This is a genomic window from Streptomyces sp. NPDC111520 (genome assembly GCF_055635295.1).
In genome coordinates, this window is sequence record NZ_JBVKBW010000003.1 from 172,585 (window position 1) to 199,288 (window position 26,704).

22 protein-coding genes and 1 pseudogene are annotated in these 26,704 nt (G+C 71.6%); 12 read left to right on the forward strand and 11 right to left on the reverse strand.

From position 1 onward, the window contains the following. Positions 1 to 11: 11 nt before the first annotated feature. Positions 12 to 1,493: a CoA-acylating methylmalonate-semialdehyde dehydrogenase gene (locus ACZ7MY_RS08175; RefSeq protein WP_499600446.1), complete on the reverse strand. Its 1,482-nt coding sequence runs from the start codon at positions 1,491 to 1,493 to the stop codon at positions 12 to 14. Positions 1,494 to 1,893: 400 nt separating this feature from the next. Here ACZ7MY_RS08175 and ACZ7MY_RS08180 point away from each other — a divergent pair. Then, positions 1,894 to 2,216, forward strand: a pseudogene (locus tag ACZ7MY_RS08180) (ATP-binding protein); the annotation flags it as partial. Between the two features lie 17 nt (positions 2,217 to 2,233). On the opposite strand, the gene ACZ7MY_RS08185 reads toward ACZ7MY_RS08180, so the two are convergent. From ACZ7MY_RS08185 to ACZ7MY_RS08195, 3 genes are all read right to left on the reverse strand, one after another. Beyond that, the gene (locus ACZ7MY_RS08185) at positions 2,234 to 2,761 is read right to left on the reverse strand and encodes a GNAT family N-acetyltransferase (RefSeq protein WP_499600447.1); all 528 of its coding nucleotides are present in this window, start codon (positions 2,759 to 2,761) and stop codon (positions 2,234 to 2,236) included. Positions 2,762 to 3,241: 480 nt separating this feature from the next. After that, the gene (gnd, locus tag ACZ7MY_RS08190) at positions 3,242 to 4,684 is read right to left on the reverse strand and encodes an NADP-dependent phosphogluconate dehydrogenase (protein WP_499600448.1); all 1,443 of its coding nucleotides are present in this window, start codon (positions 4,682 to 4,684) and stop codon (positions 3,242 to 3,244) included. A 280-nt stretch (positions 4,685 to 4,964) separates the two neighbouring features. Further along, complete coding sequence (locus ACZ7MY_RS08195; protein WP_499600449.1) at positions 4,965 to 5,387, reverse strand: hypothetical protein; 423 nt, start codon at positions 5,385 to 5,387, stop codon at positions 4,965 to 4,967. A gap of 620 nt (positions 5,388 to 6,007) precedes the next feature. On the opposite strand from ACZ7MY_RS08195, the gene ACZ7MY_RS08200 reads away from it, so the two are divergent. From ACZ7MY_RS08200 to ACZ7MY_RS08225, 6 genes are all read left to right on the forward strand, one after another. Further along, positions 6,008 to 7,315, forward strand: coding sequence for an epoxide hydrolase family protein (locus ACZ7MY_RS08200; protein WP_499600450.1), 1,308 nt, complete (start codon positions 6,008 to 6,010; stop codon positions 7,313 to 7,315). Between the two features lie 209 nt (positions 7,316 to 7,524). After that, positions 7,525 to 8,289, forward strand: coding sequence for an SDR family NAD(P)-dependent oxidoreductase (locus tag ACZ7MY_RS08205; protein ID WP_499600451.1), 765 nt, complete (start codon positions 7,525 to 7,527; stop codon positions 8,287 to 8,289). Between the two features lie 155 nt (positions 8,290 to 8,444). Next, positions 8,445 to 8,852: a YciI family protein gene (locus tag ACZ7MY_RS08210; protein WP_499600452.1), complete on the forward strand. Its 408-nt coding sequence runs from the start codon at positions 8,445 to 8,447 to the stop codon at positions 8,850 to 8,852. A gap of 8 nt (positions 8,853 to 8,860) precedes the next feature. Next, positions 8,861 to 10,006, forward strand: coding sequence for an RNA polymerase sigma factor (locus tag ACZ7MY_RS08215; RefSeq protein WP_499600928.1), 1,146 nt, complete (start codon positions 8,861 to 8,863; stop codon positions 10,004 to 10,006). Between the two features lie 442 nt (positions 10,007 to 10,448). Next, positions 10,449 to 10,649, forward strand: a complete 201-nt coding sequence (locus tag ACZ7MY_RS08220; RefSeq protein ID WP_499600453.1) for a hypothetical protein — start codon at positions 10,449 to 10,451, stop codon at positions 10,647 to 10,649. Between the two features lie 234 nt (positions 10,650 to 10,883). After that, the gene (locus ACZ7MY_RS08225) at positions 10,884 to 11,660 is read left to right on the forward strand and encodes an oxygenase MpaB family protein (RefSeq protein ID WP_499600454.1); all 777 of its coding nucleotides are present in this window, start codon (positions 10,884 to 10,886) and stop codon (positions 11,658 to 11,660) included. Between the two features lie 37 nt (positions 11,661 to 11,697). Here ACZ7MY_RS08225 and rph read toward each other — a convergent pair whose 3' ends face one another. Then, complete coding sequence (gene rph / locus ACZ7MY_RS08230; protein ID WP_499600455.1) at positions 11,698 to 14,307, reverse strand: rifamycin-inactivating phosphotransferase; 2,610 nt, start codon at positions 14,305 to 14,307, stop codon at positions 11,698 to 11,700. 303 nt (positions 14,308 to 14,610) lie between these two features. Here rph and ACZ7MY_RS08235 point away from each other — a divergent pair, with 303 nt between their 5' ends. Both ACZ7MY_RS08235 and ACZ7MY_RS08240 read left to right on the forward strand, forming a co-directional pair. Next, entirely contained in the window at positions 14,611 to 15,006 is a 396-nt protein-coding gene (locus ACZ7MY_RS08235) for a hypothetical protein (RefSeq protein ID WP_499600456.1), read from the forward strand. 342 nt (positions 15,007 to 15,348) lie between these two features. After that, positions 15,349 to 15,723 (forward strand): hypothetical protein, encoded by a 375-nt coding sequence (locus tag ACZ7MY_RS08240; protein ID WP_499600457.1) that lies wholly within the window; start codon positions 15,349 to 15,351, stop codon positions 15,721 to 15,723. A 74-nt stretch (positions 15,724 to 15,797) separates the two neighbouring features. On the opposite strand, the gene ACZ7MY_RS08245 is transcribed toward ACZ7MY_RS08240, so the two are convergent. The 3 genes from ACZ7MY_RS08245 to ACZ7MY_RS08255 form a co-directional block, all read right to left on the reverse strand. Continuing rightward, positions 15,798 to 16,820, reverse strand: coding sequence for a methyltransferase (locus tag ACZ7MY_RS08245; protein ID WP_499600458.1), 1,023 nt, complete (start codon positions 16,818 to 16,820; stop codon positions 15,798 to 15,800). 53 nt (positions 16,821 to 16,873) lie between these two features. Continuing rightward, positions 16,874 to 17,668 carry an SDR family NAD(P)-dependent oxidoreductase gene (locus tag ACZ7MY_RS08250; protein ID WP_499600459.1) on the reverse strand — a complete coding sequence of 265 codons (795 nt, stop codon included), beginning with the start codon at positions 17,666 to 17,668 and terminating at the stop codon, positions 16,874 to 16,876. Positions 17,669 to 17,746: 78 nt separating this feature from the next. Next, positions 17,747 to 18,178 carry a TetR family transcriptional regulator C-terminal domain-containing protein gene (locus tag ACZ7MY_RS08255; protein ID WP_499600460.1) on the reverse strand — a complete coding sequence of 144 codons (432 nt, stop codon included), beginning with the start codon at positions 18,176 to 18,178 and terminating at the stop codon, positions 17,747 to 17,749. 169 nt (positions 18,179 to 18,347) lie between these two features. Here ACZ7MY_RS08255 and ACZ7MY_RS08260 point away from each other — a divergent pair, with 169 nt between their 5' ends. Then, positions 18,348 to 18,686 (forward strand): YciI family protein, encoded by a 339-nt coding sequence (locus ACZ7MY_RS08260; protein WP_499600461.1) that lies wholly within the window; start codon positions 18,348 to 18,350, stop codon positions 18,684 to 18,686. Positions 18,687 to 18,778: 92 nt separating this feature from the next. Here the strand turns inward: ACZ7MY_RS08260 and ACZ7MY_RS08265 are convergent, their stop codons facing one another. Continuing rightward, a complete protein-coding gene (locus ACZ7MY_RS08265; protein ID WP_499600462.1) occupies positions 18,779 to 19,297 on the reverse strand; it encodes a P-loop NTPase family protein in 519 nt (172 codons plus the stop codon). 228 nt (positions 19,298 to 19,525) lie between these two features. Here ACZ7MY_RS08265 and ACZ7MY_RS08270 point away from each other — a divergent pair, with 228 nt between their 5' ends. After that, positions 19,526 to 22,066 (forward strand): SpoIIE family protein phosphatase, encoded by a 2,541-nt coding sequence (locus ACZ7MY_RS08270; RefSeq protein WP_499600464.1) that lies wholly within the window; start codon positions 19,526 to 19,528, stop codon positions 22,064 to 22,066. A gap of 204 nt (positions 22,067 to 22,270) precedes the next feature. On the opposite strand, the gene sodN is transcribed toward ACZ7MY_RS08270, so the two are convergent. Both sodN and ACZ7MY_RS08280 read right to left on the reverse strand, forming a co-directional pair. Next, positions 22,271 to 22,666 carry a superoxide dismutase, Ni gene (gene sodN, locus ACZ7MY_RS08275; protein WP_499600465.1) on the reverse strand — a complete coding sequence of 132 codons (396 nt, stop codon included), beginning with the start codon at positions 22,664 to 22,666 and terminating at the stop codon, positions 22,271 to 22,273. A 225-nt stretch (positions 22,667 to 22,891) separates the two neighbouring features. Beyond that, positions 22,892 to 23,788, reverse strand: a complete 897-nt coding sequence (locus tag ACZ7MY_RS08280; protein ID WP_499600466.1) for an RNA polymerase sigma-70 factor — start codon at positions 23,786 to 23,788, stop codon at positions 22,892 to 22,894. A 357-nt stretch (positions 23,789 to 24,145) separates the two neighbouring features. Between ACZ7MY_RS08280 and ACZ7MY_RS08285 the strand changes: the two genes are divergently transcribed. Further along, positions 24,146 to 26,632 carry a SpoIIE family protein phosphatase gene (locus tag ACZ7MY_RS08285; RefSeq protein ID WP_499600467.1) on the forward strand — a complete coding sequence of 829 codons (2,487 nt, stop codon included), beginning with the start codon at positions 24,146 to 24,148 and terminating at the stop codon, positions 26,630 to 26,632. The last annotated feature ends 72 nt before the right edge of the window (positions 26,633 to 26,704 follow it).

The window sequence follows — 26,704 nt, forward strand, 5'->3', positions numbered from 1 at the left end:
AGCCCGTCGGCTCAACCGGCCGTCGCCTCGGCCGGGTCCGGCCAGCGGCTCGTGATGACCTTGCCGCGCGTGTAGAAGTGCACGGCTTCGCCGCCGTACATCCGGTGGTCGCCGAAGGCCGAGTCCTTCCAGCCGCCGAAGGAGTGGTGGCCCACCGGCACCGGCATCGGCACGTTCACGCCCACCATGCCGGTCTCGACCTCGAGTTGGAACCGGCGGGCCGCGCCGCCGTCACGGGTGAAGATCGAGCTCGCGTTGCCGAACGGGGAACCGTTGACGATGCGCACGGCCTCCTCATATGTCCCGGCGCGGACGACGCACAGGACGGGGCCGAAGACCTCGTTCCGGTAGACGTCGGAACCGGTGTCCACATGGTCGAGGAGCGAGATGCCCATCCAGTGCCCGTTCTCGAGGCCCTCGACGGTGAAGTCCCTGCCGTCGAGCACCACTTCGGCCCCCTGGGCGGCCGCGCCCGCGACGTAGCCGGCGACCTCGTCGCGGTGCGCCCTGGTGACGAGCGGGCCCATCTCGGACGCCGGGTCGTCACCCGGGCCGATCCTGACCCTCGCGGCCCGCTCGGCGATCCGGGGCACCAGCGCGTCGCCCGCCGAACCGACCGCGACCACCACGGAGACCGCCATGCAGCGCTGGCCCGCGGAGCCGTAGGCGGCGGTCACGGCGGCCTCGGCGGCGGCGTCGAGGTCGGCGTCGGGCAGGACCAGCATGTGGTTCTTCGCGCCGCCGAGGGCCTGCACACGCTTGCCGTTCGCGGCGGCCCTGCGGTACACGTGCCGGGCGACCGGCGTGGAGCCCACGAAGGAGACGGCCGCCACGGCGGGGTGGTCGAGCAGCGCGTTCACCGCGGTCTCGTCGCCGTGCACGATGTTGAGCACGCCGGCGGGCACCCCTGCCTCCGCCGCCAGTTCCGCGAGGAGCACGGAAGCGGAAGGGGCCTTGCTGCTGGGCTTGTGGACGAAGGTGTTGCCGCAGGCGATCGCCATGGGGAACATCCACATGCCGATCATCGCGGGGAAGTTGAACGGCGAGACACCGACGACCACACCGAGCGGCTGGCGGACCGACGCCACGTCGGTCATGCCCGACACCTCGGTGGACGTCTCGCCCTTGAGGGCCGTGCCGAGGCCGCAGGCCAGCTCGACGATCTCCAGGCCCCGGGCCACCTCGCCCAGCGCGTCCGCGTGGACCTTGCCCTGCTCGGCGGTGATCAGCGCGGCGATGTCGTCCCGGTGTGCGTCCAGCAGTTCGCGGTAGCGGAAGAGGATCGCCGTACGCTGCGCGAGCGAGGTCCTGCGCCAGCCGACGTAGGCCACCTTCGCCGCGGCGACCGCGGCGTCGACCTCGTCGGTTCCGGCCAGCGCGACCCGGGTGGTGACCTCTCCGGTCGCCGGGTCGGTCACGGCGCCCCAGCTGCCGGTGCCTCCCTCGGCGTCCCCGAAGGGCCTGCCTCCGATCCAGTGCGTGACGGTCTTCATGGGCGCTGCTCCTCCAGGGACGACGGCGGCGACTGCAGTCGGATGCTCCGCGGCCATGGGCCCCGTGCCCGGGACGGCGGGACTGCTGACATCGAAGTTACGTCTCCGCCCCACGCCTTCCGGCCCTCCGGGGCCTCGCGGCCCGAAGTGCCCGGCTCCTGTCCGGAACTGTTGTGGGGAGGATCACGCGGGCAGCGCCCGCAGCGCCCGCAGCGCCCTCGACGACCCCGTCGCCGACGCTGCGGTGATCCGGGAGCCGGCGGGGTCCACTCAGGACGCGGAACGTGCGCCACGCGTGCGGTGCCGCCTGACCGCCTGTCCGACTGGAAGCTGTCCCACCTTCCACCCGACACCTGGCCGCTGCCGTCGGTGGCCCACTACGACCAACTCCTGAAACGGCACGGTCGCCACTTGCGAATGGGTCAAGAAAGGTGGGCCGCTCTGCCTGATAGGCGGCTCCGGCACCGGCAAGTCCCACCTGCTGATGGCCCTGGGCACCGAGGCCGCGATGCACGGCTTCCGCGTCCGCTACGTACCGGCCACCAAGCTCGTCAAAGCCGCCGACGAGAAGCAGCTGTCCAAGACCACCGCCCGCTGCGGCCGCCTCGATCTTTGACGAACTCGGCTACATGGAGCTTGACGCAGGGGCGCTGAGCGCTGTTTCAGGTCCTGACCGAGCGCGAGGAGAAGGACAGTGTCGCCATCGCCTCCAACGAGTCGTTTTCCACAGCGCACTCTGATCAGGGCAGCGCGGGCTCCTCGTCAGTGGCCAGACGGGCGTGACGTTCGACGTCATAACGCATGCCGTCGTACTCCAGTTTCTGGCGCTCGATTCCCTCCGACGCAAAGCCCGCAGCCAGAGCCACCCGGCATGAAGCCGGGTTGTTGACCCGATGCCCCAGCTCCAACCGGAAAAGTCCTACATCGTCGAAGGCCCAGCGGGCCAGCGCCTGGCAAGCCCCCGATGCGACGCCCCGGCCTCGCGCGCTCCGCGTCGTCCAGTACGACACCCAGCCCGTCGCATGGCGCCGATTCACGGCGCTCACCGCAACGTTGCCCAGCACGGTGTCCTCGCCATCGACCACCGCGAACGCGAAGGCTGCACCGCCGGCCCACTGATCAGACTGAACCGCCACCCATCTTTCAGCAGCGTCCAGCGACTCGATCGGCTCGCTGACCTGCCGCCTCATCACGGGGTCCGCGAAGGCGGTCAACACCGACCGCACGTCGCCGGCTGCCCAGCGGCGCAACCACAACCTCGAATTCACTGCTAAACGATCACGCACCCCGGGAGTGTCTCGCAGTCGGAGGCCCACGGCCAGCACTGCTCACTGGCACCCCAACGGACGTTCCGGCTCCATCGCGGCCGATCGGGCGATCCCACGACACCCGGGTGACATCAAAAGTCACTGACATTGATCACGCCCCTGCCCGCCGCACAACGACTCCCGAAGTCACGCCGAAACGACTCCCTTTGAAACCGCCACAGCCAACGTCACATGTCCCGTCCCACAGGTTGCCCGGCGCGGCCTCGTGGGTCAGCCGTACTGCGGGCGTCTCGGCGTCGGCGCAGGGGTCACGGAGGTTGTGGGGGTGGGAGGTGGCGCGGTCATGGCCGCGACGCGGGAAACCACCACTCCCCCATCCCCACCTGACAGCATCAATCAGCAAGGTTGTCGCTCAGGTTGACGCTGAACTGCGCGCCCTGCCGTGTCGCGGGCCCCGCGGGCCCGGAGGCGGGGCAGCGGTCAGGCGGTGGGTTCTTCGGTGCGGTCGGTGTCCCAGCGGGTGTGGTAGCTGCCGGGGCGGTCGGTGCGGCGGTAGGTGTGGGCGCCGAAGTAGTCGCGTTGGGCCTGGATGAGGGAGGCGGGCAGGCGCGGAGTGCGCAGGGTGTCGTAGTGGGCGAGGGTGGCGGCGAAGGCGGGTGCGGGGACGCCGTCGCGGGTGGCGTGGGCGACGACGAGGCGCCAGGGCAATTGGGCGTCGCCGACTTCGCGGGCGAAGCCCGGGTCGGCGAGCAGACCGGGCAGGGTGGGGTCGGTGGTGTAGGCGTCGCGGACGCGGTCGAGGAAGTCGGCGCGGATGATGCACCCGGCGCGCCACACCGCGGCGACGACGGCGAGGTCGGTGGTCCAGCCGTAGGTGGTGGCGGCGGCTTGGATCTGGTGGAGGCCCTGGGCGTAGGAGATGACTTTGGAGGCGTACAGGGCCTGTTCGACCTGGTCGGTGAAGCGGGCGGCGTCGCGTGCGCCGAGGACGGTCGGGGTGGGGCCGGGCAGGGCGGCGCCGGTGGCGCGCAAAGCGCTGTGGCCGGACAGGGAGCGGGCGAAGACGGCTTCGGCGATGCCGGAGACCGGGATGCCGAGGTCGAGGGCGCTCTGCACGGTCCAACGCCCGGTGCCCTTCTGTTCGGCGGCGTCGGCGATGACGTCGACGAAGGGCCGGCCGGTATCGGCGTCGTGGTGGGCGAGGACCTCGGCGGTGACCTCGATGAGGTAGGAGTTCAGGCGGCCGGTGTTCCACCGGCGGAAGACCTCGGCGATCCGCGCCGGATCCCATCCGGTGGCGTGGCGCAGCAGGTGGTAGGCCTCGGCTATGAGCTGCATGTCGGCGTACTCGATGCCGTTGTGGACCATTTTGACGAAGTGGCCGGCGCCGTCGGGGCCGAGGTGGGCCACAGCCGGGGTGCCGTCGGGGGCGGTGGCGGCGATGTCGTTCAGGACGGGAGCCAGCAACTCGTACGCTGCCCGGGAGCCGCCGGGCATGATGCTGGGGCCGTTCAGTGCCCCTTCCTCACCGCCGGAGATGCCGGTGCCCAGGAAGTGGATGCCGCGTTCGCGCAGGGCAGCCTCGCGGCGGCGGGTGTCCGCGAAGTGGGCGTTGCCGCCGTCGACGATGACATCGCCGGGTTCGAGCAGCGGGGCGTACTCGGCGATCACCTCGTCGGTGGCCCGGCCGGCCTGCACCATGACGATCAGACGCCGGGGCCGCTGCAGCGCGGCGACCATCTCCCGCGCCGTTTCCGCCGCGATGAAGGTGCCCTCGTGGCCGAACTCGTCGACCAGCGCCATGGTGCGGGTGGGGCTGCGGTTGTGGACGGCCACCGCATAGCCGTGCCGGGCCAGGTTGCGAGCCAGATTGCGGCCCATGACCGCGAGGCCGGTGACGCCGACGTGCGCGCTGGAGTGCATGGTTCATCCTTCGGTTGTCATCGAGGTCGTGCTGGTTGAACCGGGGAGACAGAGAAAGGCGGTCCGGAGTACGGGCGGATCCTCGGCGTGGCTCTGGTGGCGGCCCGTCATGACTCGGGGCGTCATGACGGGAGGTGCACCCCGCAAACGCCGCTCGGGAGGGCCACCGCCGGCGCATGGAGCGCGCCGGCGGTGGCCACGCAACGTCGGTAACACCCACGAGCGCCGGGGTCGTCGGAGCATCGCCGGGTCACGAAGCCGGGCGTTCCTTGCGCCGCCCTCAGGCGGCCTGCCGCGGCGGGAGGAAGGCTCCGGCCGTCTCCGGGTCGGGCCACGGCGTCACGGTCTCGCCGGCGACGAGCCAGCCGTAGGCGCCGCCCCGCTTCAGGCGCAGCTCGTAGAGGAACGGTGCGGCGGTGTCGCTCATGCGGCGGTAGAGGAGCGCGGTGGCGTGCTCGCCCTGGTCCTCGGCATGCAGGATCTCGTACTCGGTGGACAGCGGCGCCTCGCCCGCCTTCCCCCGGGCGGCGAACTCGGCGAAGACCTCCTCGCGGGGAGCCGCCGCGATGGATCCCTCCGCGGTGGGGAAGAGGATCGCCATGTCGTCCGTGTAGAGCTTCTCCATGGCGTTCATGCGGTAGTTGCTGCCGTCGTGGACGACGCGTGAGATGAAGTCCCGCATTTCCGTGGTGATCGTGCTCATGGCCGTTCTCCTTGTGGTTCGTTCGAAGGTGCGCCGGCGGCCGCCGGCCCGGACCGGAATCGGCCGCCCGGAATGTTGTGTCGCATGTGGTGTGCGGGCGATCCGCTGCGTGTGACGGCGCGGGGAGGGCCGCTACGAGGGCCACCCGTCCTGCCGACGGCGCTGGGCCGTGTTGGGTAAGCCGAAAACGATTGTTCGACGTACGGCGAACAACGTAACACGGCCCATTTGTCGCGCACCTCCGCAGCAAACGTGACGACGCTCTCATCACCTGGAACACACGGTGTTACCAATAAGTGGGGCATCGGCCGTGACTCATGCCACCTTCGGGGAATCCACGCAGCGCGCGGGAGCGATGTACGGTCGCAAGCGAAGTTCGACGGCTTACGAACAAGCGGGTCGCCGTGGCCGCATTCCGGCGGCCCCCGGCCCGGAGCCGTTCCTCGAGAACAGACGGTCCCCGTGTGCGGGAATTCGCGGCCGCCCCAGGTGAAACCACGCCACCCAGCGGCCTTGGAGGCGCCGGGGACCGGACACCGCACGGTTCGCGTCTCCGGACCACGCGTCGCCGGACCACGCGTCACGGCACACCGGAATCCAACGATCGGAGTGAGCAACGCATGACGAGCCAGACGAACGACCTCAGCCGGCGGCGGCTGCTGTACGCCATGGGCGCACTGGGCGCGGGGACCGCTGCGGCGGCGCTGACGTCCGGGGTCGCCGAGGCGGCCGGGTCCGTCACGGGAACGGGCGCCCCTGCCGAGGGCCTCTCCACGCCCACGGCAGGTCACGGGGCGGTCGTGCCCATGAGACTGCACGTGCCCGAGCGCATGCTGCGCGACCTTCGGCGACGGCTCGAGACAACTCGGTGGCCGGCCCAGGAGCTCGTGGACGACTGGTCGCAGGGCGCCCCGATGTGGCGGGTCAAGCGACTCGTGGACCACTGGCAGCGGCACTACGACTGGCGCAGGGTGGAGGCGCTCCTCAACGGCTTCGGCCAGTACCGGACCGTGATCGACGGCGTCGGCATCCATCTGCTGCACGCGAGGTCGCCCCATCGCGACGCGATGCCCATCATGCTCACGCACGGGTGGCCCGGGTCGGTCCTGGAGTTCCGGAAGGTGATCCGGCGCCTGACGCACCCGACGGAGTTCGGCGGCTCCGCGCGCGATGCCTTCCACGTGGTCACCCCGTCCCTGCCGGGGTTCGGCTTCTCCGATCAGCCGGACGCACTCGGCTGGGGCCGCGTACGGACGGCGAAGGCCTGGGCCAAGATCATGCCCCGCCTCGGGTACGACCACTACCTCTCCCAGGGAGGGGACTGGGGTGCGGCGGTCAACGTGCAGCTGGGGGTGCTGCGCCCCAAGGGTCTCCTGGGGATCCACCTCAACTTCCCCCAGATCGTCCCTCCCGATCTCGACATGAACCACCTGACCCCCGAGGAGCGGGTGGCGATGGGCCAGCTGGACGCCCAGCAGAAGAGCGAGATCGGGTATCAGCTCGAGATGATGACCAGGCCCCAGACCGTGTCCTATGCGCTGGCCGATTCCCCCGTCGGCCAGGCCGCCTGGATCTACGAGAAATTCGGCGTCTGGACCGACAGCGACCGGAATCCGGAGTCGGTTCTGACGCTGGACGAGATGCTGGACGACATCACCCTGTACTGGCTGACGAATACGGCGGAGTCCGCCGCACGCTTCTACTGGGAGAACTCGGACATCACCATGAACGCCGTCAAGATCGACGTTCCCATGGGCGTCACACTGTTTCCCAAGGAGTTCTACACGCCGCCTCGTGCCTGGGCCGAGAAGGCGTTCTCCCATCTCGTCTACTGGAACAAGGCGAGCAGGGGCGGCCACTTCGCCGCCTTCGAACAGCCGAAGATCTTCGCGGAGGAAATCCGCAGGTTCGGCAGACTGTTCCGCTGACGGGCCGCGGTCCCCGGGGACGGCCCGGCGCGGACGACGGCGGTGGCCGGGTGCGCCCCCCGGCGCGACCTCACCCGCCGCGCCGCCCGCGATCCCCGTCCCTCACCCCGCCGCGCCGGTAGGTGTGCCATGTCTCACCACCCGGGTCACAGCGTCCACACATGTTATGTTCGTAGTTCGTCGAACATCGATCGATATGGAGAGCAACCATGACCAGCCCTTCGAACCAGCCCTTCTCCGGCCGCGTCGCGATCGTCACGGGAGCGGGGTCCGGCATCGGCCGCGCGACCGCGCTCGCCCTGGCGAAGGCCGGGGCGCACGTACTCGGCGTCGGCCGCCGGCAGGACGCCCTCGACGAGACGGCCCGGGCGCACCCGAACATCGAGGTCCTGTCCGTGAACCTGGTCGACGACGGCGCCCCCGCCCAGGTCGTCGGCACCGCCGTCGAGCGCTGGGGACGGCTCGACCTGCTGGTGAACAACGCCGGCGGCACGGCCGTCATGCCTCTGGCCGAGGCGGACAGGAAGGTGATCGCCGACCTCTTCGACCTCAACGTGGTGGTCCCGAGCATGCTCGCCCACGAGGCCCTGCCGCACCTGCGCACGTCCTCCGGCAGCATCGTCAACGTGTCCAGCACGTATGGACACCGTCCCATGGCCGGCGGGTCCCACTACTCGGCCACCAAGGCCGCGATCGAGCAGATGACCCGCAGCTGGGCCCTCGAGCTCGCCGCGGAAGGCATCCGCGTCAACGCCGTCGCCCCCGGCCCCACCAAGACCGACGTCATGCTCGCCGCCGGCCTCACCCCCGAGGCGGTCAACGACATGTACGCCTACGAGCGGGACCGCATCCCGACCCACCGCATCGCGGACGTCGCCGACATCGCCCACTGGATCCTGCGCATGGCCGAGCCCGCCGGGCGCCAGGCCACCGGCCAGGTGATCACCGTCGACGGCGGCCTCGAACTCATCTGAGGCCGGCACCGTCGCGGCTCGCCCCGTCGGCCCGGCCGCGGAGGAATCCCGGCCGCGGAGGAATCCCGGGCGGGGACGTCGAGAACCCGCGGCCGGCTCCGTCCCCGGGGCGAGGGCGGCCACAATGGGTCGCACCGGCACCGAGGAGCCCCACGATGGCCAAGTACCTCCTGCTCAAGCACTACCGCGGCGCACCGGCCGCGGTGAACGACGTGCCCATGGACCGGTGGACGCCCCAGGAGGTCTCCGATCACATCCAGTACATGCGGGACTTCGCCGCCCGCCTGGAGAAGACCGGCGAGTTCGTCGGCGAACGGGCCCTCGCCCCCGAGGGCGCCTGGGTCCGCTACGACGGCGAGGGCCGCCCGCCCGTCACCGACGGCCCCTTCGCCGAGACCAAGGACCTCGTCGCCGGCTGGATGATCATCGACGTCGACAGCTACGAGCGCGCCGTCGAACTCGCCGGGGAGCTCTCCGCCGCCCCCGGCGCCGGCGGCCGCCCCATCCACGAGTGGCTCGAGGTCCGCCCCTTCCTCACCACCCCGCCCACCGCCGCCGGATGAGCGCCCCCATCGACGAGGCCCGGCTCCGCGGCCTCACGCCCGGTGTCCTCGCCGTCCTCGTCCGCCGCGGTGCCGACTTCGCGGCGGCCGAGGACGCCGTGCAGGACGCCCTGGTCGAGGCGGTCCGGGTCTGGCCGCAGGACCCCCCGCGGGACCCGAAGGGCTGGCTGGTCACCGTGGCCTGGCGGCGGTTCCTGGACGCGACGCGCTCCGACACCGCACGGCGTCGGCGTGAGGACGTCCTCGACCGGGAACCGGCCGCCGGGCCCGCGCCCTCGGCGGACGACACGCTCCAGTTGTACTTCCTGTGCGCCCACCCGTCGCTGACGCCCTCGTCCGCGGTCGCGCTCACGCTGCGCGCCGTGGGTGGGCTGACGACCCGGCAGATCGCCCGGGCCTACCTGGTTCCCGAAGCGACCATGGCGCAGCGCATCAGCCGGGCCAAACGCACCGTCTCCGGCGTACGGTTCGACCAGCCGGGCGACGTGGCGACCGTGCTACGCGTCCTCTACCTGGTCTTCAACGAGGGCTACTCCGGCGACGTCGACCTCGCCGCCGAGGCCATCCGCCTCACCCGTCAACTCGCCGCCGCGATCGACCACCCCGAGGTGGCGGGGCTGCTCGCGCTCATGCTGCTGCACCACGCCCGGCGCGCCGCCCGGACGGCGGCCGACGGGAGCCTGGTGCCGCTCGCCGAACAGGACCGCCGCCGGTGGGACACGGCGGCGATCGCCGAGGGCGTCGAGATCCTGCAGGCCGCGCTCGCTCGCGACCGGCTGGGCGAGTTCCAGGCCCAGGCCGCCGTCGCGGCGCTGCACGCCGACGCGCCCACCGCCGAGGAGACCGACTGGGTGCAGATCGTCGAGTGGTACGACGAACTGGCGGGCCTGACCGACAGCCCGGTCGTCCGCCTCAACCGCGCGGTCGCCGTCGGCGAGGCCGACGGGCCGCGCGCGGGCCTGGCGGCGCTGGCGGCCCTGGACGACTCGCTGCCCCGGTACACCGCGGTGGCGGCGTACCTGCACGAGCGTGACGGGGACCTGACGACGGCGGCGCGGCTGTACGCCGAGGCGGCACGGAAGGCGCCCAACCTCGCCGAGCGCGACCACCTGACCCGCCAGGCCGCGCGGCTCAACTCCCTGCGCGGCCGTTGACGGGTGCGGCCGGCCGGTCACCGCAGGGAGCGCCGCCGCGCGCCGAGTCGGGCGCCGGAGGCAACCATCTCCCCCGTACGCGGGCGACTTGACGCCGGCGGCCGGGTGCGCGCCCGTACCGCGGCCGCCGTTGGCCCCTGCGCCCGCCGGCCGGGCCGCGGGCGCGTGGTCGGGATGAAAGTCGGCCGACATGGGCGCACTCTGGAGACAGGCCTCGTTTCGCAGGTGCAGAACGGCCCCGGGACGGGGATGTGGTCGCCGGCCGCTGCCGCGCAATCGGGTCTCGGCCGGGGCCGCCCACGGGAGCTCGCAGGCCCCGGCAGACCGAGGGCCGCTGTGCCGTCTCGTTCCGGTCGCCGTCGAAGGTCTCTCCAGTACCCAGGCGCCGGTCCGGCACCGGGTTCCGTGACAGGTACCGATCATGCACGGAAGGACACGCATCATGAGTCGCAGGACACTGATCGCGGCCGTGGCCGCTGCCGCCGCTCTGGCCGGAACGGCAGGCACGGCGACGAGCGCCGTCGCCGCCGCCGACCACCCGCAGAGCACGGTCTCCGTGGTCGCCGACGACGGAGACGACGGCGGGGATGACGGCGGAGACGACGGCGGGGACGACGGCGGTGGCGGCGGAGGCGGCTACTGAGCCGGCGATGGTGACGGTGACCCCCGCAGCCGACGGCTCGGGGGGCACCGCACACGCAACGGGTCCTCTCCCGGCCGGCGGACCCACCCGCTGACCTTCGAGGTCCCGTCGCCCACCGCGGGTCCCCACCGCCCCTCCACGGCGGCGGGGACCCGTTCGCACGGCACCCGCACCGTGGGGCGGGGCGGCCGGGGCGGAGTAGGGTCTGCGCCGTACCACCGCTCGGCGTCCTCCATGGACGTCGTCACCGCCACGGAGGGCGTACCCGAGGAGATGACGGATCCCGGCCCGCACGGCACCCGGGCGCTCCCCGGTACCCCCGGGTCCGCCGGTACGCCCTGGAGCGCGTACCGGGCCCTGACCCGTGCGTACCCGCGGGCCTGGAAGCTCGGCCTCAACCTGGCCTTCTGCCGCTGCTTCGCCGTGCCGTCCGTCGCGCGCGTGCTGATGTCCACCGGCCGGATCACCGGCGATCCACTGCTGCGCGCGAAGGCCACCGGGGCCGCGCTCTTCCAGGTGCTCGACGAGGGCCCCGACAGCCCGGCCTCGCTCCGTGTCCTGGAGCACCTGCGCCGCGTCCACGCGGGACTGCCCGTCGGCGACGACACCTTCGTCTACGTGCTCGGGCTGTTCTGCGTCCACCCCCTGCGGTTCATGGCCGCCCACGGGCCGCGCCGCCCCACGGCGGCCGAGGAGGAGTCCGCGCACGCCTTCTGCACGCTGCTCGGCCGGCGGATGGGCATCGGGCCCCTCCCCGCCACGTACGGCGAGTTCGCCGCCGCCCAAGACGCCTACGAGGAACGCCACTTCGGCCGGTCACCGGAGGGCCTGGCCCTGTGGGCGGCCTCCCGCCGGGTCTTCAGGGAACGGCTGCCGGGACCGTTCTCCGCGATCGGACCGCTGCTCGCCGAGGCGCTGATGGGCACGGCCGCCCCCGCCCTGGGCATCCCCGCCCGGCCCCGCACGAGTGCGGTGGCCGGGCGGCTGCTGCGGCGCTACCTGGACCGCTGACCATCGCCGGGCCCGCCGCGGCAGCGGCTGCCGCCGGTCAGGACAGGATCTCGACGTACCCGTCGGTCCCGTGCACACGGATCCGCTGCCCGTCGCGGATCAGCCGGGTGGCCCGTTCCACGCCCACGACGGCCGGCAGGCCGTACTCCCGGGCGATCACCGCGCCATGGGTCATCAGGCCGCCCACCTCCGTCACCAGGCCCGCGATGCCGACGAACAGCGGCGACCAACTCGGGTCCGTGAAGGTGGTGACCAGGATGTCGCCGGCTTCGAGATCGGCCTCCCCGATGTCGAGGACGACGCGGGCCCGCCCCTCGACCGTCCCGGCGGACACCGGCAGACCGGTCAGGGCGCCGGCCGGCACGTCGTCGCGCCGGTACGCCCCGGTGAGGGCCTCGCCGTCCGAGGTGAGCACCCGGGGCGGTGTGAGCGCGTGGTACGAGCGGAACTCCTCCTTGCGCTGCCGGACGAGCCCGCCGTCCACCTTCCGGGAGCGCACGACCTCGTGGAACTCCTGGAACGTGAGGTGGAAGACGTCCTCCGCGTCGGCCAGCACACCCTCCCGCACGAGGCGCCCGGCCTCACCCATCAGGGCCTGCTTGTAGACGAAGTAGCGGCTGACGATGCCGTACTTCGGGTACTCCCGGTACCCGATGAAGGTGCGGACCCGGTCGATCATCCACGCCGCCTCGTCGGCCTTCCGCTCCCCGTCCGGCAGGGCCCGCAGGCGCGACAGCACGTCCCGTTCCTTCTCCTCCGCCTTCCGCCGCCCCTCCTCGAAGCGCCGCCCGGCCGCGCCCGGCGCGAAGTTCCGGACGTTGTCGAGGATCGCGGGCACGAGCGCGGTGGGGCGTTCACGCCAGCGCGGCCGCGTGATGTCGATCTCGCCGACGCAGCGCATGCCGTACCGGTCGAGGTAGTCCTCGATGGCGTCGCGCGCCTCGGCCCCGCCGGGGAACGTGGGCAGTTCGTCGAGGAAACCCTCGTCCAGGGCGCCCTGGAGGAACGCCACCACCTCCGTGTGCGGGCGGATCACGTCGGCGACGTCGAGCAGCGCCAGGCCCATCTCCGACGTGATGTTGTCGGGGGCGGACAGCGTGAGCGTGTCGGCCGCGTTCTTCTCGCCCAGCCACTCACCCAGCGTGTCGTTGAGCCACCAGGTGGCCTCCATCCCCGCCATGATCGCCTGCATGCTCAGCGGGTCACCGAGGGCGCGCTTGTGCTCCTCGAAGGCCTCCAGCAGGAAGTCGAACAGCGCCGGCCCGGTCTTCGCCCGGATGTCGCGCTCCAGGGCGGCGACGGACGCCCGGCTGCGCTCGATCAGCCCCGTGACGACCGCCGGGTCGTTCGCGATCGGGTCGGGCCGGCCGCCGACGGGCGGCCCGCCGGGGGCCGGGGCCGGCTCGGGGTCCGGGAGCAGGGGGACGAAGTCGTCGCGGTCGAGGACGGTCTCCAACGCGTCCCTGACCAGCGGGTCGCCCTTCCCCATGACGTCCAGGAGGGCGGCGCGGCTCGCGGGGGAGGCCAGGCGCCGGGTGGCGTCGACGAACAGCCGCCCACCGGCCTCGTGCATCGGCGCCATGGCCGTCAGCTGCCACATGGAGTAGCCCAGCGGCTTCATGGGGTCGGTCATCATCTGCTGGTGGCCGACGGAGACGTAGACGTGGTTCTCCTGGTCGCCGCTCTCGGGGACGGGGAAGAGCGTCGTGATCGGCCGGCTCTGCACGATCGCGAAGCCGTCGTCGTCCAGGCACCATTCGATGTCCTGCGGGCGGCCGAAGTGCGCCTCGATCCGCCGCCCCAGCGCGACGAGACGAACGGCCTGCGCGTCCGTCAGCGCCGGCTGCTCCTGCCGCCGCGCGTCGACCTCCACTTCCCGCGTGCCGCCGGCCGGCAGGGCGTGCACCGCACGCTCCTTGGCGGCGATCGTCCTGGTGACGACCTCGCCGTCCCGCACCGTGAACACGTCGGGGTTCACCAGGCCGGAGACCAGGGCCTCGCCGAGGCCGAAGCCGGCGTCCACGGTGGCGACCCTCCGGTTGCCGGTGACCGGGTCGGCCGTGAACAGGATCCCGGACGCGTGCGGGAGGACCATGCGCTGAACGACGACGGCCATGTGGACCGTGCGGTCGTCGATGCCGTTGCGCCGGCGGTAGGTGACGGCCCGCTCGGTGAACAGCGAGGCCCAGCACCGGCTGATGTGCCGGAGGACCGCCGTCGGCCCCATGACGTTCAGGTACGTGTCCTGCTGGCCGGCGAACGAGGCGGTCGGCAGGTCCTCCGCCGTCGCGCTGGACCGGACGGCACAGGCAGCGCCCTCCCCCAGCTCCGCGAGCGCGCCGACGACCTGCGCCGCGACGTCTTCCGGGACGGCGACGCCCTCGACGGCCCGGCGGATCCGCGCGCTGAGGGTGGCGATCGCCTCCCGGTCGTCCGGGTCCACGCGCGCCAGTTGATCGAGTCGGTCGTCGATCGACGGCGCCTGCGCCATGATCCGGCGGAAGGCGTCCGTCGTCACGCAGAAGCCGCCCGGCACGCGGACGCCCTCGATCCGCGACAGCCCGCCCAGGTGCGCCCCCTTGCCGCCGACGAGCGCGGTCTGCGTCCGGTCGACGTCCCGGAGATCCAGCACGTACTGCTCAGTCATTCGCGATACCTCCGAGGCGGCCGCGCTCCGTCGCACCGCGGTGGGCGATCGAAGCACCGGCGCCTCCCACTCTGTCTGCCTCTTGCCGAGTCCGTCCCCGTCCCGGGTGGCCGTCCCTCTGACGGGTCGGGCGGCCCGGTCGGACGACGATTCTGCTTGGTGACCGGGGCCTTGCGGCAAGCCCCCCAGTGCGCTATAAGTTGAGAGTGGCAAGGAGAGGTCTCCTTGCCCTTTCTGTTTTCCGCCTCCGCTCGTCATGGGATTCACCGGCACGCGGGCGCCCACCGCGGGAGCACGGGCCGGGTGAACGGAACGCGCGAGCACCGGCGCACGGTGAACCGGCTGTGGCAGGAACATCGGCGTGCCCCCTTCCGCCAGGGGCTGCGAGGTGCCGAGCCGACGGGCGTCGACATGGTGCTGCTCGACGCGACCGTCGCAGGGTGCGCTTCCACCTGGCTGGGCAACGGCGGCGATCTCGACCGCGAGCGTTCGCGCATCCCGCGCGCGTGTCTCCGGGAGCTCGACCGAATCCTCCCCCTGATCACCGACAGCGGTGGACTCCGCTGCTGCCGGCGCCTCCGGCAAGTGGCCGCGCTTGTCCCCGTTCCGCTCTCCTGGGCGGAACGGGGGCGCGAGGTGTCCGGGGCCGCGGCGACCGCGTCAACCGACCGTTCCCGGCGCGGGATCCGCCGTCCGTGACCGGCCGGGTCCCGCCCTGACCTACTCTCTCGACGTGGGCCTCTTCCACGCCGAGAGCGGCCGGGCGAGCGCGGGAACCGCAGTCGGGTCGCCGCGTCACTGGACATCAGTGGCGGCCGGCTCTACCACGACGCGATCCGGGCCTCGGGCGCCGCCGCCCTCGACCTCTCTCTGCCCACCACCACGGACCCCGGCACCTACACCACCAACCGCCACCCTCACCCTCACCGCACTCAGCTGAACCACGAGGGTGACGCAACCCCCGCCGATGGGTTCGGCGGGGGCCGCGGGGCAACGCAACCAGTCGCACGCACCACCGAGCACCGCACCATGGAGACGCCGGTGTACAGAGAACGAGACTGGATCCTCGACCGGATCCGCAAGGACCGCCGACTCCGGCCGGACACCCCTCTGCAGCAGCTCGCGATGCGTCACCGGGTCTCCCTGGCGATCGTCGCGGAAGCGCTGTCGCTACCCTCCCCCGTACGCCGGCACCCCCCGCGGACCCTGCTGCTGGAACCCGTCAGGGACGCCATCGACCGCATGCTTCGGCAGGACCTCGACGCCCCGCCCAACGCCCGCCACACCATCAGCCGCATCATCGAACGCCTGCGCACGGAGGAGGACTTCACCGGCGCCTCGTACTCCACCTTCCGCGACCACGTGCGCGCCCGCCGGATCGCCCTGGCGGCGGAGTCCGGACCTCCCGAGGGGTGACGCGGTGCGGGCTCCGGCGCCGCCGTACGGTCAGCGCCACCGGGCGGGCCGGTGGACCGACCGCGGCGTGGCCGTCACTTGGTGGCGTAGACGGCCGTGTAACCGCCGATGAGGGGGCGGGCCTCCGTCGTGGCGAAGCCGGCCTCCCGCAGCCACCGGGTCGCGTCCGCGACCGTGTACTCGGAGCCGCCTTCGGTGTCGATGAGCATGTTCAACGAGACCAGCAGACCGTAGGTGTTGTGGCGGCGGTCGTCGTCGATCATGGCGTCGTACACGATCAGGGTGCCGCCCTCGGGCAGGGCGTCGTAGGCCTTGCGGAGCAGGAACCGGCGCTGTTCGAGGTTCCAGTCGTGGAGGATCTGGCCCATGACGTAGACGTCGGACGGCGGGAGGGGGTCGGAGAAGAAGTCGCCCCCGTGGAAGGAGAGCCGCCCGGAGAGGCCGTGCGCGGCGGTGGACTCCTCGAACACGGGCCGTACCGGGGGAAGTTCGAAGACGGTGCCGGTCATCGCCGGGTGGGCGCGGAGCACCGCGTCCGGCACGGCCCCCAGCGCGCCGCCGAGGTCGGTCACGTGCCGGCGGCCGGTCCAGTCGAAGTCGGCGGCCAGCGCCCCTGCGAGGGGGGTGCTGACACCGTTCATGCCGCCCAGGAAGTTGCGCCACGCCACGGGGTCCTGGCTCAGCGTGGCGAAGAAGGGGGCTCCGGAGTGCGTGACCTCGTTCTGCTGGACGCCGCTGCGCAGGGCCTCGGTGAGGTTGTCCCAGAAGCCGAAGAGGCGGGTGTTGGCCATCTCCAGGATCCCGCCGACGTAGGAGGGCTTGGCCCGGTCCAGGAACACCTCGGCGGCGGGGCTGTTGCGGTAGACGCCCGCGTCGTCGCGGTCCAGCAGGCCCAGCGACACCAGGGCGTCGAGGAAGTCCTCCGAGGACCTGGGGTGCAGGCCCACTTCGGCGGCGAGGGACGCACGGTCCCGGCCGCCCCGCGCCAGGACGGTGAAGACCTCCAGCTCCACCGCGCTCAGCAGGGTCTTCGACGCCATGAATCCGAGGCCCAGTTGGAGGAGGGGCTCCGGTGTGATCGGTTGGTCGGCGGTCATGCGTGTCTCCATTCGCTGGACAGGGGTCTCTCGGGTCGATCGGGTGTCCGCGGTCAGAGGGTCTTGATCTGGCCGCCGTCGATGAGCACCTCGGCGCCGGTGATGTTGGCCGCCACCGGGGAGGCCAGGAAGAGGGTGAGGCCGGCGACCTCCTCCGGCTCGGTGATGCGGCCCGAGGTGATGCCCATGCTCTGGGGCACCACGACGTCCAGCGCCTCCTGGGCCGTGGTGCCGGCGGCGGCCGCGGTGGCGTCCGCGAAGGCGCCCGGGGCCGTCCAGAACGGGGTGCGGACCGGGCCGGGAGAGATCGTGTTGACCCGCACGCCCTTCGGCCCGAACTCCTCGGACAGCGACTTGCCGAGGTTGTTCAGCGCGGCCTTGGCCGCCGAGTAGTCCACGACCATGGGGAAGGGCGTACGGGCGTTGACGGAGCCGATGTTGACGATCGCCGCGCCCTCGGCCCCGACCAGGTAAGGGAGTGCGGCGCGGCTGGCGCGGACGGCGCTGAAGAAGGTCAGGTCGAAGATCCGCTGCCAGTCGGCGTCGGCGACGTCGAGGAACCCGCTGCGGGGTTCGGCGGCGCCCACGTTGTTGACGAGGATGTCGATCCGGCCGTGGCGCTCCACGGCACGGCGGACCAGCGTGTCGGCCCCCTCGGGGGTCCCGAGGTCGACGGGCACGACGGTCACGTCGTAGGCGCCGGCCAGCGCGTCGAGTTCGGGCGTGGAGGTACGGCTGCCGGCGACGACGCGGACGCCTTCACGGGCCATCGCCTCGACGACCGCGAGGCCGATGCCCTTGCTCGCCCCGGTGACGACGGCGACCTTGTCCTTGAGGTGCAGTTCCATGACGTTCCTTACTGGATTGATTGATACAGAATTACGACGGACGGAGACCATGCACGCACGGTCCGTGCCGGAGTCCGCCTACGGCCGGTCCAGGGCGCGCATCGCCACGGCGAGGGCGTCCTCGACGAAGGACCGCCCGAGCCGGGCGCCGCCCACCACCCGCAGCCCCTGGACGAACGTGGCCAGGAAGCGGGCGAGCTCGACCGGGTCCTTGCCCGGCGACAACTCGCCCCGGGCCTTGGCCCGTTGCAGGGCCCGGGCGAGCGACGACTCGACCCGGCGCGCCGCCTCGGCGGCGCGCTCGAGGGAACCCCGCGAGGGGATCGCCTGATCGGCCTCGACCGCGACGGCGAGGACGTGCCGCACCGCGGGCCGGATCTCGGTCGCGCGGTCGAGGATCTCCACGAGGTCCTCCACCCGGAGGGCGGGGGACCGCCCGAGGGTGTGGCAGAACAGGTGCGCCGCCCGGCCGACCGCGCGGTCGGCGTCGAGTTCCCCGTTCTGTCCCATGTGGGAAGCGTAGCATGATTGTGGATCGTTCAATAAAGTAATCGCGCCGTTACCTTCGATCTCTCCTCTGACCTGCGGCGATCGCGATCCCCGCAGCTAGGGCCGGGAGGGGACCGTCCGCCGTAGGGTGAGGGGCGCCGATGGAGGCCACCAGCCGAGGGAGCCACGGATGACGCGATACCTGATCTCGTTCGATGACGGCGCGATGACCTTCCCCGAGGAGGACCTGCCCGATGTGGCCAAGGCCTCCCACGAGGTGGTGCGCGCGGCTCAGGACGCCGGCGTGTGGGTCTTCGGCGGCGGGCTGCAGAGCCAGCGGGCGAGCGTCGTGGCCACCGACGGGACCGTAACGGACGGCCCGTACCCGGAGACCAAGGCCGTCCTCGGCGGGTTCTCGGTCATCGACGTGCCCTCACGTGAGGACGCGCTGGAGTGGGCCGCCAGAATCGCCGCCGCGTGCCGCTGCGCGCAGGAGGTCCGGGAGATCTTGCCCGACGAGGCCGTCTGACCGAAGATCACCCGCCGCGGCGGGTGCCGGGTCCCGTCGGCAGGTCGACCGGGGTGCCCGGCGACGTCCGGCGGGTGCGAAGGCGACCGGGGTCAGAGGGAGGCCAGCCAGGCCGCGGTCTCCCCGGGGCGGCCGAAGCGGTGGGTGTCGAGCGGCGCGAAGCGGCGGTCGCCCGTGCGCCGTTCGATCTCTAGGCGACGGCCCGCGTGTTGCGACCAGGCCCACCAGGCCGGATGCTCCCGGCTGAGCCACCCCGTCCAGGACTCCCGGTTCCCGCCGAAGAGCGGCTCGCGCGTGACGGTCCGCCGCACGGACCGCCGCAGGACGCGGGGCATCACGACGCGCCGGGGGTAGTCCAGCCACACCACCGTGTCCGCCCTCCCCCACAGCAGGTCGCGGACCTCCGGATAGCCGAGGGAGTCGACGACCCAGCGCCGCCCGGCGGCGAGCCGCGCCACGTCCTCGGAGAACGCGGCGTTCACCGCCCAGCCGGGTCCGTCGAAGTACAGGGCGTCCATCTCGTGGTAGGGCAGGCCCAGGCGACCGCTCAACGCGCGTGCGAGCGTGGACTTGCCCGCGCCCGTGACACCCACCACCAAGATCCGCTCCACGGGGGTGCACCCTACCCGGGCCACGGCGGCGTGTGCCGCGCACCGCCGGAGGGGAACCGGGCACGTCACGGCACGGCGAAGCCCCACGCCACCCCTGACCGGCCGCCGAACGACACAGGTGCCCGTTTTGTCACAGAACGGACCCCGGCCCGGTCTACACGGTGAACGGGGCGGATCACGTCCCGGCCACTCCGCACCACCCACCCCCCAGGCGAAGGCGACAGTTCGATGACTACGAAGAGCAAGGGGACCAAGACGCTCGGTAAGCAGTCGAACAGGCTCGACATACCCGACACGGCGATCGCCGTGCTCGACGAGCGGGGAACCGTCGCCGGATGGACGCAGGCCGCGGAACGCCTGGTCGGCCACCCGGCCCGGGACGTGGTGGGCAGGTCGGCCGCTCTGGTGCTGCCGCTGTTCGAGGAGGGCCTGCCCACCTCGGCCTTCGTCCAGCACTGCCGGGCCCTCAACGGCTGGCCGGGCACCACGGCGGTCCGCCACCAGGACGGCCGGGTGATCGACGTGTGCCTGCGGATCACGATGCTCCGCGGCCTCGGCGGGGCGACGTGCTGGCTCCTCTCGTTGGCCGACACCGGCACGCTGTCCGGGGACACGATGAGCGGCGTGGTGCGCGGACCGCTGCTGTCCCGCGAGCCCATCGGCGTCACGGTGCGCGACCCGCAGCTGCGGTGCGTCCTCGTCAACGACGCGATGCAGGAGCACGACGGCATCCCCTGCGTGGAACGGCTCGGCCGCCGGCTCACCGAGGTGCTCCCCGGTCCCAAGGCCGAAGCCCTCGAGGCGATGAGCCGGCAGGTGCTGCGGAGCGGCACCACCAAGGTGCACGAGTACCGGACGTGGCTGCCGGTGAGCAAGGGCCTCGAGCATCCGTTCGCGGTGTCGTTCCAGTGCCTGCAGGGCGCGGACGGCGAGTCGCTCGGGGTGTGCGTCATCAGTGCCGACGTCGTCGAGAGCCGGCTGGCGCGCGAGCGCCTCGCCGTCGTCGGAGAGGCCGGCGCGCGTCTGGGCGCAAGCCTGGACGTGATGGAGACCAGCCAGGAACTGGCCGACCTCGCCGTGCCGTTGCTGGCCGACTTCGTCGCGGTCGACCTCGGCCGGCCCTCTCCCTCCGGCGACGGCTGGCCGGTCCACGTCGGTCCGGTCGGCGAGCGCGGCCTCGCTCTGCGCCGTGCCGGGGTGGCCTCGATCCACGAAGAGGCCCCGGAATCGCCGTGCTTGCGCGGCAATCCGGTCACCGTCCCGCCGGCCTCGCCCTTCTCCACCGTCCTGCGGACGGGCAGGTCGCATCTCGAACCGGTCCTGGACAGCGCGCCGGGGGTGTGGATCGACCAGGTGCCGACCCTCGGGGAGCGGATCCGGACGCACGGGGTGCACTCGCTGATGGTCGTCCCGATCCGCGCGCAGCGTGCCCTGCTGGGCGTGGTGCTCTTCGTGCGCACGGAGGACCCCACCCCCTTCCAGGAGGCCGACCTGCTGCTGGCCGAGGAACTCGTCGCGCGCGCCGCACGAGCGCTGGACAACGCCCGCCGGTTCACCCGCGAACAGACCGCGGCCCTCACCCTGCAGCGCAACCTGCTGCCGCGCCGGTTGAGGGGCGGCACCGCGGTCGAGGCCGCCTCGCGCTACCTGCCGGCCGACATGGACCACGGCGTCGGCGGCGACTGGTTCGACGTCATCCCGCTGTCCGGCGCCCGGGTCGCGCTCGTCGTCGGCGACGTCGTCGGCCACGGGCTGCACGCCGCGGCGACCATGGGCACGCTGCGCGCCGCCGTGCGCACCCTCGCCGACATGGAACTGCCGCCCGCCGAACTGCTGGCCCGCCTCGACGACACGCTGCAGCGGCTGGCCGAGGAGGACACCGACACCGTGATGGGAACGGCGGCGGTGATGGTGGCCACGTGCCTGTACGCCGTCTACGACCCGGCCACCCGCCTGTGCGCCATGGCCAGGGCCGGGCATCCACCGCCCGCGGTCATCGACCCCGAGGGCGGGGTGAGCTTCCCCGACCTCCCCACCGGGGCCCCGCTCGGCGTCGGCCTCGGCGACCCCTTCGAGGCCGTGGAGTTCGAGCTCCCCGAGGGCAGCCTCGTGGCGCTGTACACCGACGGCCTGGTCGAGTCCCGGGAGCACGACATCGAGGACGGGATGAGGTGCCTCGCTGCCGCGCTCGCCGACCCGGACCGCGCGCTGGAGGAACTCTGCGACCGCGCCACGGAACCCTTCATGGGCCAGGCCTCGTGCGACGACGTCACCCTGCTCCTGGTCAGGACCCGCTCGCTCGGCACCAGCCGGTCCGCCTCCTGGACACTGCCCGGCGACGAGGGCGCCTCGCGCCGCGCACGGCAGCTGGTGAGCCGTCAGCTGAGCGCATGGGGCCTGGAGGAACTCGCCGACGCCACGAAGCTGATCGTCAGCGAACTGGTGACCAACGCCGTCCGCCACGCGTCGGGACCGATCGGTCTGCGCCTGAAACGGCACCAGGTCCTCACCTGCGAGGTGTCCGACAGCGAGGTCTGCGCCCCGCGGATCCGCAGCGCGGCGACCACGGACGAGAACGGCCGCGGCCTGTTCCTGGTCACCCAGCTCTCGCGCCGCTGGGGCTCCCGCTCCGCGGCCGACGGCAAGATCGTCTGGGCCGAACAGGACCTGCCTCCCGCGCCCGGCCCCGGACAACGTGTTCCTGGTGAAGACCGGTGGCCATCCAACCGTGTGACATCTGTCCGTGGCTCTTGCCTGAAAAGTGTGTGAGCGGAAGGCGATCAGCCGGAGTTGCCCGCCCGTGAAGCTCCTCGGCGTTGCACGGCGACGGCGGCCTGTACGACGACGCCCGCATCGTTCGCCGCGACCCTGGGGTGGCCCCGGCCGGGGCCGCGCTCGGTTCAGACGACCGTGCCCGGCCCGGGCGCGCTCTTCGGGGGGCGCCCGAGCCGGGCGTGGCTCGCCGACGGCAGGTCAGGCCTTCTTCGTCTCCTGGAAGATGGCGTCGATCTGGTCGATCAGGTCGAGCAGCTTCTGGCCGGTCGCCGGGTCGGTCGAGGCCTTGGCGGCGCTGCCCGCCTTCAGCGCGTCGTTGAAGAGCTGGTGCAGCTGCGGGTACTTCTCGAAGTGCGGGGCCTTGAAGTAGTCGCTCCACAGCACCGACAGGTGGTGCTTGACGAGCTCCGCGCGCTGTTCCTTGATGACGATGGCGCGGGCCCGGAAGTGCGGGTCCTCGTTGGCCTGGTACTTCTCCTGGACCGCTTTGACGGACCGCGCCTCGATGCGGGCCTGGGCCGGGTCGTAGACACCGCAGGGCAGGTCGCAGTGAGCGCTGACCTTGACCTTGGGCGCGAACAGGCGAGCGAGCATGACTGTCCTTCCTCGTGATCGTCTCCCTGTGAGGGAGATCCTTCATTGAACTTTCAGGTACCTGGGAAGACAGAGCTCCGGCGGCATCTGTGACGCCCCCTCCGCGGGCCGCCCGCCCGTGGCCTGGTCGATCGGGTGCCCGTGCAGATTCCTCGACGGCGCCACGACCGCGATGCGCCCTCCACCGGCCGTGTACGGGCAACCGAGACCGGCCTCCTGGCCGGCTCAACTGACCAGAGTTGCCACGTAGTGAGCCAACTTGGCAGGGCTGACCACCCACATGATGCGTTCGATACCGCGCGCCGACACATCGGCCGTCACAAGAGCTACCGCGGCACCACGAGAGGTCACCAGGGCAGCAGGCCTTCCGTTGGCCTCGACCCAGCGGATGTCCCTGTCCGGCCAGAACCGCGGGGAGTACGCGACAAGGGTCTTCGAGACGTGCGGTCGCCCCACGATCGGGATCCTGGACGCCCCGCGTACCCCTGCACCGTCGGCGTAGCTGACCACGTCGGCGGCGAGTAGCTCCTCGAGCCCCGCCAGATCGCCGGTTTGTGCCGCCGCGACGAACGCCTTCAGCAGCCGCTGGTGAGCGGTGGGGCTGGCGGGCTCTCTGCGCTCCGCCGTCAGACGCTTCCGGGCGCGGCTCACCAGCTGGCGCGTATGGGCTTCGTTCGTCTCCAGGATTTCCGCGATCTTCCGGTACGGGTAGGCGAAGGCTTCCCTCAGCACGTAGGCGGCCCGTTCCACTGGGTTCAGCTTCTCCAGGAGGAAGAGAACCGCCATGTCGAGCACCTCTGCCCGTTCCGCCCCCAGTTGCGGATCCGCGCTGGTGTCGATCGGCTCCGGGAGCCAGGGGCCGATGTAGGTCTCGCGCCGCATCCGGGCCGACTTGGCATGGTTGATCGACAGGCGTGTGGTGATCGTAGTGAGAAATGCCGCCGGTTCGTGGACGTCGGCATGGTCGATGGCCTGCCATCGCAGCCATGCCTCCTGGACGATGTCCTCGGCTTCCGTTGCACTGCCGAGCACGCGGTAGGCGATGCCGAAGAGCCGGGGGCGCGCTGCCACGAAATCCCTCGTCGCCTGCTCGAGGGAGTCTGCTTTTTCGCGCGTGCGCATGAGTGGCCTCCAACTCGCGATCACCATGCTATTGGCGGGCACAGTGAGGCGCGCGCCGAGGCGAGTGGGGGTCTTCTCGCTCGCGAGTGATAGGCAACCCAGGTGGCGCGTGGTGCTCGTGCCGGTGGACCTTTCCGCGGCAACGAGACCGATGGTTGTCACTCACGGGAACGGCGACCACGCGCTGAGTCAGAACCCGTTCGCCGCGGACCGGCCGCCCGATGCCGAGCGTAGTGAAGCGATGACTCTCCGGGTTATTCGCAGAAGTCCGTCACGAAACGCGGTGCCGGTTTGACATTCAACCAAAAGGGTTGAAAACAGACCTTTCCCTCCTCGGCTCTGAAGGGTGACATCTCGATGATGACGGACGGCCTGCGAAACGTGACTCTCGGTAATGAATTCGATGGGCTCGGCGTATCCGACACCGCGCTCGCCCTGCTGGACGAGTCGGGCACGGTTGTCGGATGGACGCAGGCCGCCGAACGGCTGGTCGGGTACGGTCCCGGGGACATCGTGGGCCGTTCCGTCGCCCTGGTGGTGCCGTCCTTCGAGGCAGCAGCCGGCACCCGCGCGTTCATGGAGCGCCTCCTCGCGGAGAACGGCTGGCCGGGGGCGTCGGCAGTGCGCTGCCGCGACGGCAACCTGCTCGACGTCAGTCTGCGGATCACCGCGCTGGCCGGCCAGGACGGGACCACACGCTGGCTGGCCTCACTGACCGATGCGGGGGTGTTGTCCGGGGACGTGCTGAGCGGATTGGCGCGTGGTCTCCTCGCACGCGCGTCGATCGGCGTCGTCATTCGGGATCCCGACCTGCGTTGCGTGTTCACCAACGACGTGATGGAACAGCACGACGGCATCCCCGCCGACCGGCGCCTGGGTCGACGCCTCAAAGAATCAGCGCCCGGCGCTACGGCCGAAGCCATCGAGGCGTTGATGCAGCAGGTCCTCCAAGGCGGCGCCACCAAGGTGCACGAATACCGGGCGTGGCTGCCCACCGCCCCGGGCCGGGAGTGCCCGTTCGCCGGCGCCTACCACTGCCTCCAGGGCGTGGACGGCGAAACGGTGGGGGTGTGCGTGATCAGCGCGGATGTCACCGAGAGCCGACGGATACGCGAGGACATCGCCGCCATTTCCGAGGCCGGTGCACGATTGCACGAAAGCCTGGACGTGATGCAGACCAGCCAGAGCCTGGCCGACCTCGCGGTGCCACTGCTCGCCGACTACGTCGCTGTCGACCTGGATCAGTCCGTCCCGTTCGGTCAGGGGCCGGCAGCTCACCTCGGCGCGTCGGACCATGGCGTTCCCGTACTGCGTCGGGCCGGGCAGGCGTCGATTCACCTTGGGGTCCCGGAGTCCCCGTTGGCGCACGGCGAGCCGGTCCCCGTGTCGTCCGCGTCGCCGCTCGCGGTCGTTCTGCGTACCGGGGAGCCTCACCTGGAACAGCACCTCGACGGGCCCTGGGTCGACGGTCGCCCGGCACTGGCCCGGCGGTTCCGTGAGACGGGTATGCACTCGCTGATGATCGTGCCCGTCCGTGTGCGGGGCGCGCTGCTGGGCGTGGTGCTGTTCGTCCGTACCGACAATCCGGAACCGTTCCAGGAGACCGATCTGCTACTGGCTGAAGCGCTCGTCAACCGAGCGGCGCCGTCGCTGGACAACGCGCGTCAGTACGCACGTGAGCAGACCGCCGCCCTCACGTTGCAACGCCACCTGTTGCCGCGCCGGTTGACCGGCGGCACGGCAGTTGAGACGGCGTCGCGCTATCTGCCGGCGGACATGGACCACGGGGTCGGTGGTGACTGGTTCGACGTGATCCCGTTGTCGGGCGCGCGCGTGGCCCTGGTTGTAGGTGACGTGGTGGGGCACGGCCTGCACGCCGCCGCGACCATGGGCACACTCCGCACCGCGGTGCGCACGCTGGCCGACCTGGATCTGCCCCCCGACGAAGTGCTGGCCCACCTCGACAACACTGTCCAGCGCGTGGCCGAGGCGGACGGCGACGACATGGGATCGGTCCATGGGGCGGTGGGTGCCACCTGCCTGTACGCCGTCTACGATCCCGCCACCCGCCTGTGCACCATGGCCCGTGCCGGGCATCTGCCCCCCGTCGTCGTCGACCCGCAGGGCCACGTCACCTTCCCGGACCTTCCCCCTGGGGCCCCGCTGGGGGTCGGCCTGGGCGATCCCTTCGAAACCGTGGAACTGGAACTGCCTGAAGGAAGCCTGCTCGCCCTCTACACCGACGGCCTGATCGAGACCCGCGACGGCGACATCGAGGACGCCATGAACCGTCTCGGCACCCTCCTCGCGGAACCGGACCTCCCCCTGGAAGAACTGTGTACGCGCGCCACGGACACCGTCTCCGGACAGATCTCCTGCGACGACACCACGCTGCTCCTGGTCAGGACGCTGTCCCTGAGCGCGACGCAGGTCGCCGACTGGACACTGCCCAACGACCGGACCGCTGCCCGAAGCGCCCGCCACATGACAGCCCGCCAGCTGACCGCATGGGGCCTGGACAGCCTCGGTGATTCCACCAGGCTGATCGTCAGCGAACTGGTCACCAACGCCGTGCGCCACAGCACCGGTCCAGTCCGTGTGTGCCTGAAACGACACGGAGTCCTGACCTGCGAAGTGTCCGACAGCGACAGCTGCGCCCCACGTCCGCGCCGCGCCCGCTCCACGGACGAGAACGGCCGTGGCCTCCTCCTCATTGCACAGCTGTCGCGCCGGTGGGGATCTCGACTGCTACCGGAAGGCAAGGTCGTCTGGGTCGAACAGGAGATACCTGTATCTTCCGGTACTCGGTCGTCGCCGCGTACGCAGCAGCCCAGTGCCGCATAGAGGAGACCGCGATGACGGTGGGCGATGTGGTCCGAGAGGCCGTTCCCTGTCGCCGATCCGACGTCAAGGGAC

Coding starts and splice junctions, on each gene's coding strand:
- ACZ7MY_RS08255 (WP_499600460.1), bottom strand. CDS start 18,178: ATGGGACAGAACGGGGAACTCGACGCCGACCGCGCGGTCGGCCGGGCG.
- ACZ7MY_RS08175 (WP_499600446.1), bottom strand. CDS start 1,493: ATGAAGACCGTCACGCACTGGATCGGAGGCAGGCCCTTCGGGGACGCC.
- gnd (WP_499600448.1), bottom strand. CDS start 4,684: ATGCACTCCAGCGCGCACGTCGGCGTCACCGGCCTCGCGGTCATGGGC.
- ACZ7MY_RS08270 (WP_499600464.1), top strand. CDS start 19,526: ATGACTACGAAGAGCAAGGGGACCAAGACGCTCGGTAAGCAGTCGAAC.
- ACZ7MY_RS08280 (WP_499600466.1), bottom strand. CDS start 23,788: ATGCGCACGCGCGAAAAAGCAGACTCCCTCGAGCAGGCGACGAGGGAT.
- ACZ7MY_RS08195 (WP_499600449.1), bottom strand. CDS start 5,387: ATGAGCACGATCACCACGGAAATGCGGGACTTCATCTCACGCGTCGTC.
- ACZ7MY_RS08225 (WP_499600454.1), top strand. CDS start 10,884: ATGGACGTCGTCACCGCCACGGAGGGCGTACCCGAGGAGATGACGGAT.
- ACZ7MY_RS08205 (WP_499600451.1), top strand. CDS start 7,525: ATGACCAGCCCTTCGAACCAGCCCTTCTCCGGCCGCGTCGCGATCGTC.
- ACZ7MY_RS08245 (WP_499600458.1), bottom strand. CDS start 16,820: ATGACCGCCGACCAACCGATCACACCGGAGCCCCTCCTCCAACTGGGC.
- sodN (WP_499600465.1), bottom strand. CDS start 22,666: ATGCTCGCTCGCCTGTTCGCGCCCAAGGTCAAGGTCAGCGCTCACTGC.
- ACZ7MY_RS08285 (WP_499600467.1), top strand. CDS start 24,146: ATGATGACGGACGGCCTGCGAAACGTGACTCTCGGTAATGAATTCGAT.
- rph (WP_499600455.1), bottom strand. CDS start 14,307: ATGACTGAGCAGTACGTGCTGGATCTCCGGGACGTCGACCGGACGCAG.
- ACZ7MY_RS08200 (WP_499600450.1), top strand. CDS start 6,008: ATGACGAGCCAGACGAACGACCTCAGCCGGCGGCGGCTGCTGTACGCC.
- ACZ7MY_RS08220 (WP_499600453.1), top strand. CDS start 10,449: ATGAGTCGCAGGACACTGATCGCGGCCGTGGCCGCTGCCGCCGCTCTG.
- ACZ7MY_RS08260 (WP_499600461.1), top strand. CDS start 18,348: ATGACGCGATACCTGATCTCGTTCGATGACGGCGCGATGACCTTCCCC.
- ACZ7MY_RS08210 (WP_499600452.1), top strand. CDS start 8,445: ATGGCCAAGTACCTCCTGCTCAAGCACTACCGCGGCGCACCGGCCGCG.
- ACZ7MY_RS08250 (WP_499600459.1), bottom strand. CDS start 17,668: ATGGAACTGCACCTCAAGGACAAGGTCGCCGTCGTCACCGGGGCGAGC.